The sequence below is a fragment of the Pseudomonas monteilii NBRC 103158 = DSM 14164 genome (genome assembly GCF_000730605.1).
GTDB classification, from domain to species: Bacteria; Pseudomonadota; Gammaproteobacteria; order Pseudomonadales; family Pseudomonadaceae; genus Aquipseudomonas; species Aquipseudomonas monteilii.
The window spans coordinates 1-15430 of record NZ_BBIS01000077.1 but is presented as its reverse complement, the minus strand read 5'-3'; the positions used below and the strand labels follow the sequence as shown (position 1 = coordinate 15430).

Here is a 15430-nt window from a genome sequence, read left to right as displayed (position 1 = left end):
TTTTTCTTTAGCCACGACAGTGAACCTCTTGCCTAAAGGGGATTAGCCTTGTTTTTTAACGAGTGCTTCGACGATGTTCGACGGAGCTTCGGCGTATTTGGAGAATTCCATGGAGTAGCTTGCGCGACCCTGAGACATGGAACGAACGTCGGTTGCGTAACCGAACATTTCTCCGAGCGGCACCTCAGCAGTGATTACCTTGCCGGACACCGAGTCTTCATTACCCTGGATCATCCCGCGACGACGGCTCAGGTCACCCATCACGTCACCCAGGTAGTCTTCCGGGGTTACAACTTCGACCTTCATGATCGGTTCGAGAACCACGCCACCACCCTTCTGGGCCAGTTGCTTGGTTGCCATCGAAGCAGCGATTTTGAACGCCATTTCGTTGGAGTCGACGTCGTGGTACGAACCGTCGAATACCGTAGCCTTCAGGCCGAGCAGCGGATAGCCGGCGACAACGCCGTTTTTCATCTGCTCTTCGATACCCTTCTGGATCGGGGCGATGAATTCCTTAGGAATCACACCACCAACGACTTCGTTGGTGAACACCAGACCTTCGGTGATGTTGCCCTTGTCGTCCACGTCCGGCTCCGAGAAACGGATCCAGCAGTGACCGAACTGACCACGACCACCCGACTGACGAACGAACTTGCCTTCGATCTCGACGTTGGACTTGGTGATCTTCTCGCGGTACGAAACCTGCGGCTTGCCGACGTTGCACTCGACGTTGAACTCGCGCTTCATGCGGTCAACGAGGATGTCCAGGTGCAGCTCACCCATACCGGAGATGATGGTCTGGCCGGTTTCTTCGTCGGTCTTGACGCGGAACGACGGGTCTTCCTGGGCCAGCTTGCCCAGTGCGATACCCATCTTCTCCTGGTCAGCCTTGGTCTTCGGCTCTACGGAGAGCGAAATCACAGGCTCTGGGAAGTCCATACGCTCAAGGATGATCGGCTTTTCGGCGTTGCACAGGGTGTCACCAGTGGTGACGTCCTTCATGCCGATCAGAGCAGCGATGTCGCCTGCACGTACTTCCTTGATTTCTTCACGCTGGTTGGCGTGCATCTGCACCATACGACCAACGCGCTCTTTCTTGCCCTTGACCGAGTTGATGACGGAGTCACCAGAGGTCAGGAAGCCGGAGTAAACGCGAACGAAGGTCAGAGTGCCCACGAACGGGTCGGTGGCAATCTTGAACGCCAAGGCCGAGAACGGCTCGTTGTCGTCAGCAGGACGCTCGTCGTACTGCTCTGGCTTGACTTCGTCCTTCGGCACGTCGATCAGGTCAGGGTGGATACCCTTGATCGCCGGGATTTCGGTCGGAGCAGGCAGGAAGTCGATAACGGCGTCGAGAACCAGGGGAACGCCCTTGTTCTTGAACGAGGAACCGCAGACAGCAGGAACGATCTCGCTCGCCAGAGTACGGGCGCGCAGACCTGCCTTGATGTCTTCGACGGACAGGTCACCTTCTTCAAGGTACTTGTTCATCAGCTCTTCGTTGGCCTCGGCAGCAGCTTCGACCATGTTGCTGCGCCATTCGTTGGCCAGGTCCACCAGCTCAGCAGGAATCTCTTCCTCGCGGTAGGTGGTGCCTTTGTCGTCATCGTTCCAGTAGATGGCCTTCATCTTGATCAGGTCAACCTGACCCTGGAAGTCATCTTCTGCACCGATAGCCAGCTGGACCGGAACCGGGGTGTGACCCAGACGATTCTTGATCTGACCGACAACGCGCAGGAAGTTGGCACCAGCACGGTCCATCTTGTTCACGTAAACAACACGTGGAACGCCGTACTTGTTGGCCTGACGCCATACGGTTTCGGACTGAGGCTCAACGCCGGAGGTACCGCAGAACACAACGACCGCGCCGTCGAGTACACGCAGCGAACGCTCTACTTCAATGGTGAAGTCAACGTGGCCGGGGGTATCGATGACGTTTACGCGGTAGTTGTCGTACTGACCACGGGAACCTTTCCAGAAGGTGGTAACGGCAGCGGAGGTAATGGTGATACCGCGCTCCTGCTCCTGCACCATCCAGTCGGTGGTCGCGGCGCCGTCATGCACCTCGCCCATCTTGTGGCTCAGACCTGTGTAGAACAGGATCCGCTCGGTAGTGGTGGTCTTGCCCGCGTCAACGTGGGCACAGATACCAATGTTACGGTAGCGGTTAATTGCTGTAGTACGAGCCATAAAGCCCTCGCAAAATGATTGATGCTTGAATTAGAAGCGGTAGTGCGAGAACGCTTTGTTGGCTTCAGCCATACGGTGAACGTCTTCACGCTTCTTGACTGCAGCACCCTTGCCTTCGGCAGCATCCAGCAGTTCGCCGGCCAGGCGCAGAGCCATCGACTTCTCGCCGCGCTTGCGGGCGTAGTCTACGAGCCAGCGCATTGCCAGAGCGTTACGACGGGATGGACGAACTTCAACCGGAACCTGGTAAGTGGCACCGCCGACACGACGGGACTTAACTTCGACCAGCGGAGCGATGGCGTCGAGAGCTTTCTCGAAGATTTCCAGGGGGTCGCTGTTCTTGCGTGCTTTGACGGTATCCAGGGCACCGTAAACGATGCGCTCGGCTACGGCCTTCTTGCCGCTTTCCATCACGTGGTTCATGAACTTGGCGAGGATCTGGGATCCGTACTTCGGATCGTCAAGGATCTCACGTTTTGCTGCTACACGACGTCTTGGCATGATAAGCCCTCAAACGGTCTTCAGGTTAGCCCGGGACGTGGATCTTCGACCCCTGCCCGACCTTACTCTTATCGACTCAAAAAAATGGATGTCTGCAAACGGCCGATTACTTCGGACGCTTGGTACCGTATTTCGAACGACCCTGGTTACGGCCTTTAACGCCCGAAGTATCCAGAGAGCCGCGAACGGTGTGGTAACGAACACCTGGCAAGTCTTTTACACGGCCGCCACGGATCAGGACGACGCTGTGCTCTTGCAGGTTGTGGCCTTCACCACCGATGTACGAGGAAACCTCGAAACCGTTGGTCAGACGCACACGGCATACTTTACGCAGTGCCGAGTTAGGTTTTTTCGGCGTGGTGGTGTACACACGGGTGCACACGCCACGACGCTGCGGGCAGTTCTGCAGCGCAGGAACGTCGGACTTCTCGACCGAACGCTTACGCGGCTGACGTACCAGCTGGTTGATAGTTGCCATCTACTAGCTCCACTGATTGTCTTGCGACTCTATTGTCTTGCAAGAAAGCCAAAAATTGGCGAGACGGAGCCTCACCAAATTTAAGGGTACAAAAGTCTAAAGAGGATCTTGCACCCAGTCAAGACGAGGCCCCGGCCCTCCCCGCCCGATCATCGGCAACATTTCATGTCACCGACGGTCGTTCGAGGCTTGCCGGGGCCCTGCCCTGTACTTAGTTACCGCTGGAGTTCAGCGCTTCGGTCAGTGCGGCTTCCACCTCACTGGCGCTCACACGCAGCGGCTTGTCAGCATCACGGCGACGCTTGCGCTCGCTGTGGTACGCCAGACCAGTACCAGCCGGGATCAGACGACCCACGACCACGTTCTCTTTCAGGCCGCGCAGGTAGTCGCGCTTGCCGGTTACCGCCGCTTCGGTCAGTACGCGGGTGGTTTCCTGGAAGGAAGCCGCGGAGATGAACGACTCGGTCGACAGCGACGCCTTGGTGATACCCAGCAGCACGCGGGTGAACTTGGAGATGAACTTGTCCTCGCCGGCGAGACGCTCGTTCTCTACCAGTACCTGGGTCAGTTCCATCTGGTCGCCCTTGATGAAGCTGGAATCGCCCGACTCGGAGATCTCGACCTTGCGCAGCATCTGACGCAGGATGGTCTCGATGTGCTTGTCGTTGATCTTCACGCCTTGCAGACGGTAAACGTCCTGGATCTCGTTGACGATGTACTTCGCCAGCGCGCTCACACCCAACAGACGCAGGATGTCGTGCGGATCGCTCGGGCCGTCGGAAATAACTTCACCACGGTTTACCTGTTCACCTTCGAAGACGTTCAGGTGGCGCCACTTCGGAATCAGCTCTTCGTACGGATCGCTACCGTCGGTCGGAGTGATGACCAGGCGACGCTTGCCCTTGGTCTCTTTACCAAATGCGATGGTGCCGCTGACTTCAGCCAGAATCGAGGCTTCTTTCGGGCGACGCGCTTCGAACAGGTCGGCAACGCGTGGCAGACCACCGGTGATGTCACGGGTCTTCGACGTTTCTTGCGGGATACGCGCGATAACGTCACCAACGCCAATCTGGGCACCGTCAGCCACACCAACGAGGGCGTTGGCCGGCAGGAAGTACTGGGCAGGTACGTCGGTACCTGGCAGGTACAGGTCCTTGCCAGCAGCATCGACCATCTTGATTGCCGGACGGATTTCCTTGCCTGCGGCAGGGCGATCCTTGACGTCCAGTACTTCAATGTTGGTCAAACCGGTCAGTTCGTCGGTCTGACGCTTGATGGTGATGTTTTCTTCCATGCCCACGAAGGTCACGGTACCTTTCAGCTCGGTAACGATCGGGTGGGTGTGCGGGTCCCACTTGGCGACGATGGCGCCAGCTTCGACCTTCTCACCTTCCTTGACCGAAATCACCGCACCGTAAGGCAGCTTGTAGCGCTCACGCTCACGGCCGAACTCGTCGGCAATGGCCAGCTCGCCCGAACGCGATACGGCAACCAGGTTACCGTCGGCACGCTCAACCTGCTTCAGGTTGTGCAGACGCACCATACCGCCGTTCTTCACCTGGACGCTGTCGGCAGCCGAAGTACGGCTTGCAGCACCACCGATGTGGAACGTACGCATGGTCAGCTGGGTACCCGGCTCACCGATCGACTGAGCAGCGATAACGCCGACAGCTTCACCGATGTTCACCTGGTGACCGCGAGCCAGGTCGCGACCGTAGCACTTGGCGCAGATGCCATAGCGAGTTTCGCAGTTGATCGGCGAACGCACGATCACTTCGTCGATGCTGTTCAGCTCGATGAACTCGACCCACTGCTCGTCAACCAGGGTACCGGCCGGAACGATAACGTCCTCGGTGCCTGGCTTGAACACGTCACGCGCGATGACACGACCCAGTACACGCTCACCCAGCGGCTCTACAACGTCGCCGCCTTCGATGTGCGGAGTCATCAGCAGGCCTTGGTCGGTGCCGCAGTCGATCTCGGTAACGACCAGATCCTGGGCAACGTCTACCAGACGGCGAGTCAGGTAACCGGAGTTCGCAGTCTTCAAGGCGGTATCCGCCAGACCTTTACGAGCACCGTGAGTCGAAATGAAGTACTGAAGTACGCTCAGACCTTCACGGAAGTTCGCAGTGATCGGCGTCTCGATGATGGAGCCGTCCGGCTTGGCCATCAGACCACGCATACCGGCCAGCTGACGGATCTGGGCTGCGGAACCCCGCGCACCCGAGTCAGCCATCATGTACATCGAGTTGAAGGACTCTTGCTCGACTTCTTTACCTTCGCGGTCGATGACCTTCTCTTTCGAGAGGTTGGCCATCATCGCCTTGGATACTTCGTCGTTCGCTTTCGACCACAAGTCGATGACCTTGTTGTACTTCTCGCCCTGGGTTACCAGGCCGGAGGCGTACTGGCTCTCGATTTCCTTCACTTCGTCGGTAGCGTTACCGATGATGCGGGCTTTCTCGTCCGGGATAACGAAGTCGTTAACACCGATGGAAACGCCGGAAATGGTTGAGTAAGCGAAACCGGTGTACATCAGTTGGTCAGCGAAGATAACGGTCTCTTTCAGACCAACCACGCGATAGCACTGGTTGATCAGCTTGGAGATCGCCTTTTTCTTCATCGGCTGGTTGACCACGTCGTACGGCAGACCTGCCGGTACAACCTGGAACAGCAGCGCACGGCCGACGGTGGTGTCGACGATGCGGGTGTTCTTGACCACCGAACCATCACGCTCTTTCACGGTTTCGTTGATACGAACCTTGATTTTCGCATGCAGGGCAGCTTCGCCGGCGCGGAATACGCGGTCGACTTCCTGCAGGTCGGCAAACACGCGACCTTCGCCCTTGGCGTTGATGGCTTCACGGGTCATGTAGTACAGACCCAGTACAACGTCCTGCGACGGAACGATGATTGGCTCACCGTTGGCTGGCGACAGGATGTTGTTGGTCGACATCATCAGCGCGCGCGCTTCGAGCTGGGCTTCCAGCGTCAGCGGCACGTGAACGGCCATCTGGTCACCGTCGAAGTCGGCGTTGTACGCGGCACAGACCAGCGGGTGCAGCTGAATAGCCTTACCTTCGATCAGAACCGGTTCAAAGGCCTGGATACCCAGACGGTGCAGGGTCGGTGCACGGTTGAGCAGTACGGGGTGTTCGCGAATCACTTCAGCGAGAACGTCCCACACCTCTGGCAGCTCGCGCTCGACCATCTTCTTGGCGGCCTTGATGGTGGTCGCCAGACCACGCATTTCCAGCTTGCCGAAAATGAACGGCTTGAACAGCTCGAGAGCCATCTTCTTCGGCAGACCGCACTGGTGCAGACGCAGGGTCGGGCCTACGGTAATTACCGAACGGCCGGAGTAGTCCACACGCTTACCGAGCAAGTTCTGACGGAAGCGACCTTGCTTACCTTTGATCATGTCGGCCAGGGACTTCAGCGGACGCTTGTTCGAGCCAGTGATGGCGCGACCGCGACGGCCGTTGTCCAGCAGGGCGTCGACCGCTTCCTGCAGCATGCGCTTTTCGTTGCGCACGATGATGTCCGGCGCCGACAGATCCAGCAGGCGCTTCAGACGGTTGTTACGGTTGATTACCCGACGATACAGGTCGTTCAGGTCGGAGGTCGCGAAACGGCCACCATCCAGCGGAACCAGCGGACGCAGGTCCGGCGGCAGCACTGGCAGGACGGTCAGGACCATCCACTCAGGCAGGTTGCCCGAGCCCTGGAAAGCCTCCATCAGCTTCAGGCGCTTGGACAGCTTCTTGATCTTGGTTTCCGAGTTGGTCTGCGGAATCTCTTCGCGCAGGCGACCGATCTCGTGCTCCAGGTCGATAGCGTGCAGCAGCTCGCGGACAGCCTCGGCCCCCATGCGGGCGTCGAAGTCGTCACCGAACTCTTCCAGCGCCTCGAAGTACTGCTCGTCGTTCAGCAGCTGGCCCTTTTCCAGGGTGGTCATGCCCGGGTCGATAACGACATAGCTCTCGAAGTAGAGCACGCGCTCGATGTCACGCAGGGTCATGTCCATCAGCAGGCCGATACGGGACGGCAGCGACTTCAGGAACCAGATGTGGGCTACCGGCGAGGCCAGTTCGATGTGCGCCATGCGCTCACGACGAACCTTGGCCAGGGCAACTTCAACGCCGCACTTCTCGCAGATTACGCCGCGGTGCTTGAGGCGCTTGTACTTGCCGCACAGGCACTCGTAGTCCTTGACTGGGCCAAAGATCTTGGCGCAGAACAGGCCGTCACGCTCAGGCTTGAACGTACGGTAGTTGATGGTTTCCGGCTTCTTAACTTCACCGAACGACCACGAACGGATCATTTCAGGCGACGCCAGACCGATGCGGATGGCGTCGAACTCTTCGACTTGACCCTGGTTTTTCAGCAAATTCAGTAGGTCTTTCAAGGCCTTTCCTCCTGGCGGAGCAGGGAGCGGGCATTACCTGCCCCACTCCCCTTCGCGTCACGTGTTATTCGGTTTCCAGATCGATATCGATACCGAGCGAACGGATCTCTTTGATCAACACGTTGAAGGACTCGGGCATGCCCGGCTCCATACGGTGATCGCCATCCACGATGTTTTTGTACATCTTGGTACGGCCGTTCACGTCGTCCGACTTCACTGTGAGCATTTCTTGCAGGGTGTATGCCGCGCCGTATGCTTCCAGCGCCCACACTTCCATCTCCCCGAAACGCTGACCACCGAACTGCGCCTTACCACCCAGCGGCTGCTGGGTAACCAGGCTGTAGGAACCAGTGGAACGCGCGTGCATCTTGTCGTCCACCAAGTGGTTCAGCTTGAGCATGTACATGTAACCAACGGTCACAGGACGCTCGAACTTGTTGCCGGTACGGCCATCGAACAGCACCATCTGGCCGCTTTCTGGCAGGTCAGCCAGTTTCAGCATGGCCTTGATCTCGCGCTCTTTGGCACCATCGAAGACCGGGGTCGCCATCGGCACGCCTTTCTTCAGGTTGTGGGCCAGAGCCAGGATCTCTGCGTCGGTGAACTCTTCGAGGTTTTCCTGACGACCGCCGATCTCGTTGTAGACCTCGGTCAGGAACACGCGCAGTTCAGCGGCTTTGCGCTGCTCTTCGAGCATGCGGTCGATCTTCTCGCCCAGGCCCTTGGCCGCCAGGCCCAGGTGGGTTTCAAGGATCTGACCAACGTTCATACGCGAAGGTACGCCCAGCGGGTTCAGTACGACGTCGACCGGAGTACCGTTGGCATCGTGCGGCATGTCTTCGACCGGCATGATGACCGAGACAACACCCTTGTTACCGTGACGACCGGCCATCTTGTCACCCGGCTGGATGCGACGGCGGATTGCCAGGTAGACCTTGACGATCTTCAGTACGCCCGGTGCCAGGTCATCGCCCTGCTGCAGCTTGCGCTTCTTGTCTTCGAACTTGTCGTCCAGCAGACGGCGACGGTCGACGATGTACTGCTGAGCCTTTTCCAGCTGCTCGTTCAGTGCATCTTCAGCCATGCGCAGTTTGAACCACTGGCCGTGCTCCAGGCCGTCCAGGACTTCGTCAGTGATCACGGTGCCTTTCTTCAGGCCCGCGCCACCGTCGACCACCTGGCCGTTCAGGGCAGAACGCAGACGTTCGAAGGTTGCGCCTTCGACGATGCGGAACTCTTCGTTGAGGTCCTTGCGGATCTCGTCCAGCTGCATCTTCTCGATGGCCAGGGCGCGGCTGTCGCGCTCTACGCCATCACGGGTGAAGACCTGTACGTCGATGACGGTACCCTTGGTGCCGGTTGGCACGCGCAGGGAGGTGTCTTTAACGTCGCTGGCCTTCTCACCGAAGATTGCACGCAGCAGTTTTTCTTCCGGAGTCAGCTGGGTTTCGCCTTTTGGCGTGACCTTGCCAACCAGGATGTCACCAGCGCCAACTTCAGCACCCACGTAGACGATACCGGCTTCGTCCAGTTTGTTCAGTGCAGCTTCACCCACGTTCGGGATGTCCGCAGTGATTTCCTCTGGGCCAAGCTTGGTGTCACGCGCCACACAGGTCAGTTCCTGGATGTGGATGGTGGTGAAGCGGTCTTCCTGAACCACACGCTCGGACAGGCAGATGGAGTCTTCGAAGTTGAAGCCGTTCCACGCCATGAACGCGATGCGCATGTTCTGACCCAGTGCCAGCTCACCCATGTCGGTGGACGGGCCGTCGGCCATGATGTCACCACGCTGAACCTTGTCGCCTTTGCTCACCAGCGGACGCTGGTTGATGCAGGTGTTCTGGTTCGAACGGGTGTACTTGGTCAGGTTGTAGATATCCACACCTGCTTCGCCGGTTTCCACTTCGTCGTCGGCAACGCGAACAACGATACGGCTGGCATCGACCGAGTCGATCACACCACCACGGCGAGCAACCACGCAGACACCGGAGTCACGGGCAACGTTGCGCTCCATGCCAGTACCTACCAGCGGCTTGTCGGCACGCAGGGTTGGTACAGCCTGACGCTGCATGTTCGAACCCATCAATGCACGGTTGGCGTCGTCGTGCTCGAGGAACGGAATCAGCGAGGCAGCAACGGAAACAACCTGCTTCGGCGAAACGTCCATCAGGGTGACGTCTTCCGGCGCCTTGACGGTGAATTCGTTCAGGTGACGAACCGCTACCAGCTCATCGATCAGTTGCTTCTTCTCGTTCATCGCGGCCGAAGCCTGGGCGATGACGTGATCGGCTTCTTCGATGGCCGACAGGAACACGATGTCGTCGCTGACAACGCCTTCCTTCACAACGCGGTACGGGCTTTCCAGGAAGCCGTACTGGTTGGTACGGGCATAGGCTGCCAGGGAGTTGATCAGACCGATGTTCGGACCTTCAGGGGTCTCGATCGGGCACACACGGCCGTAGTGGGTCGGGTGTACGTCTCGGACTTCGAAGCCGGCACGCTCACGGGTCAGACCGCCAGGGCCGAGTGCAGAGACGCGGCGCTTGTGGGTGATCTCGGAGAGCGGGTTGTTCTGGTCCATGAACTGGGACAGCTGACTGGAACCGAAGAACTCTTTCACCGCCGCCGCAACCGGCTTGGCGTTGATCAGGTCTTGCGGCATCAGGCCTTCGCTTTCCGCCATCGACAGGCGTTCCTTGACCGCGCGCTCTACACGCACCAGGCCAACGCGGAACTGGTTCTCGGCCATTTCACCAACGCAACGTACGCGACGGTTACCGAGGTGGTCGATGTCGTCGACGATGCCTTTGCCGTTACGGATATCGACCAGGGTCTTCAGAACCTCGACGATGTCTTCCTTGCTCAGCACGCCCGAACCTTCGATCTCGGTACGACCGATACGACGGTTGAACTTCATGCGGCCAACGGCAGACAGGTCGTAACGCTCGGCGCTGAAGAACAGGTTGTTGAACAGGGTCTCGGCTGCATCCTTGGTTGGCGGCTCGCCTGGACGCATCATGCGGTAGATCTCGACCAGAGCTTCCAGCTGGTTGCTGGTGGTGTCGATCTTCAGGGTGTCGGAGATGAACGGACCGCAATCGATGTCGTTGGTGTACAGGGTCTCGATACGGACAACCTGTGCCTTGGCGACCTTGATCAGCAGTTCGGTGGTCATCTCGGTGTTGCATTCGGCCAGGATCTCGCCGGTAGCCGGATGCACGATGGCCTTGGCGGTAGTGCGGCCCAGGACGTATTCCATTGGAACGTCCAGCTGCTTGACGCCGGCTTTCTCGAGCTGGTTGATGTGGCGCGCAGTAATACGGCGGCCTTGCTCGACGATGACTTTGCCGGTTTCGTCATGGATATCCATGACTGCAACTTCACCACGCAGACGCTGAGGCACCAGTTCCAGGCTGAGCTTTTCGCCGGAAATGTGGAACACGTTGGTGGTGTAGAAGGTGTTCAGCACTTCTTCAGTGCTGTAGCCCAGGGCACGCAGCAGCACCGAAGCCGGCAGTTTGCGGCGACGGTCGATACGCACGAACACGCAGTCCTTCGGGTCGAACTCGAAGTCCAGCCAGGAGCCGCGGTAAGGGATGATGCGAGCGGAGTACAGCAGCTTGCCGGAGCTGTGGGTCTTGCCACGGTCGTGGTCGAAGAACACACCAGGCGAACGGTGCAGTTGGGAAACGATCACACGCTCGGTACCGTTGATAACGAAGGTACCGTTCTCAGTCATCAGGGGGATTTCACCCATGTAGACTTCTTGCTCTTTGATGTCCTTGATCGCTTTGTTCGACGATTCCTTGTCGAAGATGATCAGGCGCACCTTGACCCGCAGTGGGACCGCGAAGGTCACGCCACGCAGGACACATTCCTTCACATCGAAGGCCGGTTCGCCCAGGCGATAGCCTACGTACTCCAGGGCAGCATTGCCGGAGTAGCTGATGATCGGGAATACCGATTTGAAGGCCGCGTGCAGGCCGACGTCGCGGAACTGATCCTTGGATGCTCCCGCTTGCAGGAATTCGCGATACGAATCCAGCTGGATGGCCAGGAGGTAAGGCACATCCATGACGTCCGGCAACTTGCTAAAGTCCTTGCGGATACGTTTTTTCTCAGTGTATGAGTAAGCCATCAGCGTTCCCCAGCTTGGTCACCTGCTTGTTTGGCTTCTCCCGGCGGGAGCAGCCAGAAAATCGTGCAAACCCCTTGGTTTGCGCCACCCACATGGGTGTCTTGCAGCTTGTTATCGGGGCCGGCCTGACCGACCACCAATAACGGAAAAAGGCCGGTGGCGTAAGCCACCAGCCATCAGCCCTTCGCTCGACGCTTAGGCTGGCATCGCAAGGTCGAGATTACTTCAGCTCGACTTTAGCGCCTGCTTCTTCCAGCTTCTTCTTAGCGTCTTCAGCGGCTTCTTTCGAAACGCCTTCAGCTACAACCTGAGGAGCGCCATCGACTTTCTCTTTGGCTTCTTTCAGGCCCAGACCGGTCAGTTCGCGAACGGCTTTGATCACGTTCACTTTCTTGTCGCCGGCTTCAACCAGAACAACGTTGAACTCGGTCTGCTCTTCAACAACGGCAGCAGCAGCAGCTGGGCCAGCAGCGGCAACAGCAGCGGTAACGCCGAAGGTTTCTTCCATAGCTTTGATCAGCTCAACAACTTCCAGAACGGTTTTCTGGCCGATTGCTTCGATGATTTGTTCGTTAGTCAGAGACATGACTTAAATCCTGTATTGGGGTGACAGCCTACGCAGCCATCAAATTAAACGTATGATTTTGAAAGAGTTCGCACGCCTTAGGCGGCGGTAGCTTCTTTCTGGTCGCGAATGGCTGCCAGAGTACGAGCCAGCTTGCTGGTGGCGCCTTGGATCACGCTCATCAGTTTTGCGATAGCTTCGTCGCGGGTCGGCAGGGTAGCCAACACGTCGATCTGGTTCGCTGCAATGAAATTGCCGTCAAACGCAGCTGCCTTGATCTCGAACTTGTCCTGACCCTTGGCGAACTCTTTGAACAGACGAGCAGCAGCGCCCGGGTGTTCGTTGGAGAAAGCAATCAGGGTCGGGCCTTTGAACGCGTCGTTGAGGATCGAAAATTCGGTGCCTTCAACAGCGCGCTTCAGCAGGGTGTTACGTACAACACGTACGTAAACGCCAGCTTCGCGGGCCTCTTTACGGAGTCCGGTCATTGCGCTTACAGTCACACCACGGGCATCAGCCACGACAGCGGACAGAGCGACTTTGGCAGCCTCGTTGACTTCAGCGACGATGGCCTTCTTGTCTTCGAGTTTAATTGCCACGGGTTTACTCCTGGTTTTTACCGTTTCATCTGGCCGAAGCCGGATGTCGTTTTGGTGTCTGATTCGGTAACGAATCGGGAGCACCATCTGCGTGGGCTGGTGTTTTAAGGCTTGCGCCGCCTACGGTCTTGGATAGCCCCCGCCAGGCAGGGACCCCAATTTTTGCTGGTGGCGTGACAGGTCACGCCACCATGTTCTTACACGTTCAGCGAGCTCTGATCGATGACCAGACCTGGGCCCATGGTGGTGCTCAGGGTAACGCGCTTGACGTAGATACCTTTCGAAGAAGCTGGCTTGATACGCTTCAGGTCAGCGATCAGGGCTTCAACGTTTTCCTTCAGCTTGCCAGCTTCAAAGCCGACCTTGCCAACGGAGGTGTGGATGATACCGTTTTTGTCGGTACGGTAGCGCACCTGACCAGCCTTGGCGTTTTTCACGGCAGTGGCTACGTCTGGAGTTACGGTACCGACTTTCGGGTTAGGCATCAGGCCGCGAGGACCCAGAACCTGACCCAGCTGACCTACAACACGCATGGCATCAGGCGATGCGATGACGACGTCATAGTTCAGGTCGCCGCCTTTCATTTCGGCAGCCAGGTCGTCCATGCCTACGCGGTCAGCGCCGGCAGCCAGAGCGGCTTCAGCAGCTGGACCCTGGGTGAAGACAGCAACGCGAACGGTCTTGCCAGTGCCGTGTGGCAGCACAGTAGCGCTACGTACGACCTGGTCGGATTTACGCGGGTCAACACCGAGGTTAACGGCGATGTCGTAGGACTCTACGAACTTGGCAGCAGGCAGCGAGGCCAGCAGAGTTGCCGCTTCTTCGAAGTTGTAGGCCTTGCCTGCTTCGATTTTCTCGGCGATTGCCTTTTGGCGTTTGGTCAGCTTAGCCATTACACACCCTCCACGTTCAGGCCCATGCTGCGGGCAGAGCCAGCGATGGTGCGTACAGCAGCGTCCAGGTCAGCGGCAGTCAGGTCAGCCTGTTTGGCTTTCGCGATGTCTTCCAGCTGAGCACGGGTAACGGTACCGACTTTAACGGTGTTCGGGCGAGCCGAACCACTGGTCAGGCCAGCAGCTTTCTTCAGCAGAACCGAGGCAGGGGTGCTCTTGGTCTCGAAAGTGAAGCTACGGTCGCTGTAAACAGTGATGATCACGGGAGTCGGCAGGCCGGCTTCTTGACCCTGGGTACGGGCGTTGAAGGCCTTGCAGAATTCCATGATGTTCACACCGTGTTGACCCAGTGCTGGACCAACGGGTGGGCTTGGGTTGGCCTGGCCGGCCTTAACTTGCAGCTTGATGTAAGCCTGAATCTTCTTAGCCATGAGCTACTCCAAAATCGGGTACGAACGCCTGCTGGCTCCCCGGATGACTTGCGTTTTATCCCAGTGACGACAAAACCCCGCAGCACACAGGGCTGCGGGGTATGGGATGCTTCGTCCGCCTAGACCTTTTCGACCTGGCTGAACTCGAGCTCTACCGGAGTAGAGCGACCGAAGATGAGCACTGCGACCTGCAGACGGCTCTTCTCGTAGTTAACCTCTTCGACACTACCATTGAAGTCAGCGAACGGACCGTCAATGACTCGAACCACTTCACCCGGCTCGAACAGCGTCTTCGGCTTCGGCTTGTCGCTACCGTCGGCAACGCGACGCAGGATAGCCTCAGCTTCTTTATCGGTGATCGGCGCAGGCTTGTCTGCAGTGCCACCAATAAAGCCCATCACACGAGGGGTGTCCTTGACCAAGTGCCAAGTCCCTTCGTTCATCTCCATCTGGACCAATACATAGCCAGGGAAGAATTTACGCTCACTCTTGCGCTTCTGGCCGTTGCGCATTTCGACGACTTCTTCGGTCGGGACCAAGATCTCGCCGAAACCGTCTTCCATGCCAGCCAGCTTGACGCGCTCGATCAGAGAGCGCATTACATGCTTCTCGTAACCCGAGTAAGCATGCACAACATACCAACGCTTAGCCACGGGACACCTTTAGCCAACGATCAAGGAGACCGCCCAGCCGAGCAGGGAATCGAGCCCCCACAACAGCAGTGCCATAACCAGCACGACAGCCACGACAATCAGCGTGGTCTGGGTGGTTTCCTGGCGGGTCGGCCACACGACTTTACGAATCTCGGTACGAGCTTCCTTCGCCAGCGCAAAGAACGACTTGCCCTTCGCAGTCTGCAGAGCTACAAAGCCCGCGACAGCAGCCAGGACGAGAAGTACGAGGACGCGATACAGGATTGGAGAGGCGGAGTAATATTGATTACCCACAACACCAACAACCACCAAAGCCACTACAGCCAGCCACTTGAACAGATCAAAACGCGATTCTTGGGCTTCAGTTTTGGGAGTCATCGAGGAGGATCCTGTGAGAAGAAAGCCATCACACCGAAGTGAAATGGCAGGTCAGGAGGGAATCGAACCCCCAACCTACGGTTTTGGAGACCGTCGCTCTGCCAATTGAGCTACTGACCTGTAACGCTGTATCAGGCCGGCCATTATACCGGCCTGATCAAGTAAATCAACTACTTATTCAATAATTTTTGCT

At 57.8% G+C, this 15430-nt stretch carries 11 protein-coding genes and 1 tRNA gene; all 12 read right to left on the bottom strand.

All coding sequences use genetic code 11. From position 1 onward, the window contains the following. Positions 1 to 42: 42 nt before the first annotated feature. Positions 43 to 2190: an elongation factor G gene (gene fusA / locus PM2_RS28615; protein WP_016715869.1), complete on the bottom strand. Its 2148-nt coding sequence runs from the start codon at positions 2188 to 2190 to the stop codon at positions 43 to 45. Between the two features lie 30 nt (positions 2191 to 2220). Continuing rightward, the gene (rpsG, locus tag PM2_RS28610) at positions 2221 to 2691 is read right to left on the bottom strand and encodes a 30S ribosomal protein S7 (protein WP_003246741.1); all 471 of its coding nucleotides are present in this window, start codon (positions 2689 to 2691) and stop codon (positions 2221 to 2223) included. A gap of 106 nt (positions 2692 to 2797) precedes the next feature. Next, positions 2798 to 3169: a 30S ribosomal protein S12 gene (gene rpsL / locus PM2_RS28605; RefSeq protein WP_003255492.1), complete on the bottom strand. Its 372-nt coding sequence runs from the start codon at positions 3167 to 3169 to the stop codon at positions 2798 to 2800. A 211-nt stretch (positions 3170 to 3380) separates the two neighbouring features. Further along, a complete protein-coding gene (gene rpoC / locus PM2_RS28600; RefSeq protein ID WP_016715870.1) occupies positions 3381 to 7580 on the bottom strand; it encodes a DNA-directed RNA polymerase subunit beta' in 4200 nt (1399 codons plus the stop codon). A 64-nt stretch (positions 7581 to 7644) separates the two neighbouring features. Beyond that, the gene (gene rpoB / locus PM2_RS28595; RefSeq protein WP_016715871.1) at positions 7645 to 11718 is read right to left on the bottom strand and encodes a DNA-directed RNA polymerase subunit beta; all 4074 of its coding nucleotides are present in this window, start codon (positions 11716 to 11718) and stop codon (positions 7645 to 7647) included. A 220-nt stretch (positions 11719 to 11938) separates the two neighbouring features. Beyond that, the gene (gene rplL / locus PM2_RS28590) at positions 11939 to 12304 is read right to left on the bottom strand and encodes a 50S ribosomal protein L7/L12 (RefSeq protein ID WP_003255496.1); all 366 of its coding nucleotides are present in this window, start codon (positions 12302 to 12304) and stop codon (positions 11939 to 11941) included. 77 nt (positions 12305 to 12381) lie between these two features. Then, positions 12382 to 12882: a 50S ribosomal protein L10 gene (gene rplJ / locus PM2_RS28585; RefSeq protein WP_016715872.1), complete on the bottom strand. Its 501-nt coding sequence runs from the start codon at positions 12880 to 12882 to the stop codon at positions 12382 to 12384. A 197-nt stretch (positions 12883 to 13079) separates the two neighbouring features. Continuing rightward, positions 13080 to 13775 (bottom strand): 50S ribosomal protein L1, encoded by a 696-nt coding sequence (rplA, locus tag PM2_RS28580; RefSeq protein ID WP_009681244.1) that lies wholly within the window; start codon positions 13773 to 13775, stop codon positions 13080 to 13082. After that, complete coding sequence (gene rplK / locus PM2_RS28575) at positions 13775 to 14206, bottom strand: 50S ribosomal protein L11 (RefSeq protein WP_003255500.1); 432 nt, start codon at positions 14204 to 14206, stop codon at positions 13775 to 13777. The genes rplA and rplK overlap by 1 nt, the downstream gene beginning before the upstream one ends. A gap of 119 nt (positions 14207 to 14325) precedes the next feature. Then, complete coding sequence (nusG, locus tag PM2_RS28570) at positions 14326 to 14859, bottom strand: transcription termination/antitermination protein NusG (protein ID WP_003255501.1); 534 nt, start codon at positions 14857 to 14859, stop codon at positions 14326 to 14328. A gap of 9 nt (positions 14860 to 14868) precedes the next feature. Next, complete coding sequence (secE, locus tag PM2_RS28565) at positions 14869 to 15237, bottom strand: preprotein translocase subunit SecE (protein ID WP_003255502.1); 369 nt, start codon at positions 15235 to 15237, stop codon at positions 14869 to 14871. Between the two features lie 44 nt (positions 15238 to 15281). Next, positions 15282 to 15357 (bottom strand) — tRNA-Trp (locus tag PM2_RS28560). Positions 15358 to 15430: the final 73 nt, after the last annotated feature.

Excerpts from the sequence above, each read along its gene's own strand:
- fusA (WP_016715869.1), bottom strand. The coding sequence starts at position 2,190 with ATGGCTCGTACTACAGCAATTAACCGCTACCGTAACATTGGTATCTGT.
- rpsG (WP_003246741.1), bottom strand. The coding sequence starts at position 2,691 with ATGCCAAGACGTCGTGTAGCAGCAAAACGTGAGATCCTTGACGATCCG.
- rpsL (WP_003255492.1), bottom strand. The coding sequence starts at position 3,169 with ATGGCAACTATCAACCAGCTGGTACGTCAGCCGCGTAAGCGTTCGGTC.
- rpoB (WP_016715871.1), bottom strand. The coding sequence starts at position 11,718 with ATGGCTTACTCATACACTGAGAAAAAACGTATCCGCAAGGACTTTAGC.
- rplL (WP_003255496.1), bottom strand. The coding sequence starts at position 12,304 with ATGTCTCTGACTAACGAACAAATCATCGAAGCAATCGGCCAGAAAACC.
- rplA (WP_009681244.1), bottom strand. The coding sequence starts at position 13,775 with ATGGCTAAGCTGACCAAACGCCAAAAGGCAATCGCCGAGAAAATCGAA.
- rplK (WP_003255500.1), bottom strand. The coding sequence starts at position 14,206 with ATGGCTAAGAAGATTCAGGCTTACATCAAGCTGCAAGTTAAGGCCGGC.
- secE (WP_003255502.1), bottom strand. The coding sequence starts at position 15,237 with ATGACTCCCAAAACTGAAGCCCAAGAATCGCGTTTTGATCTGTTCAAG.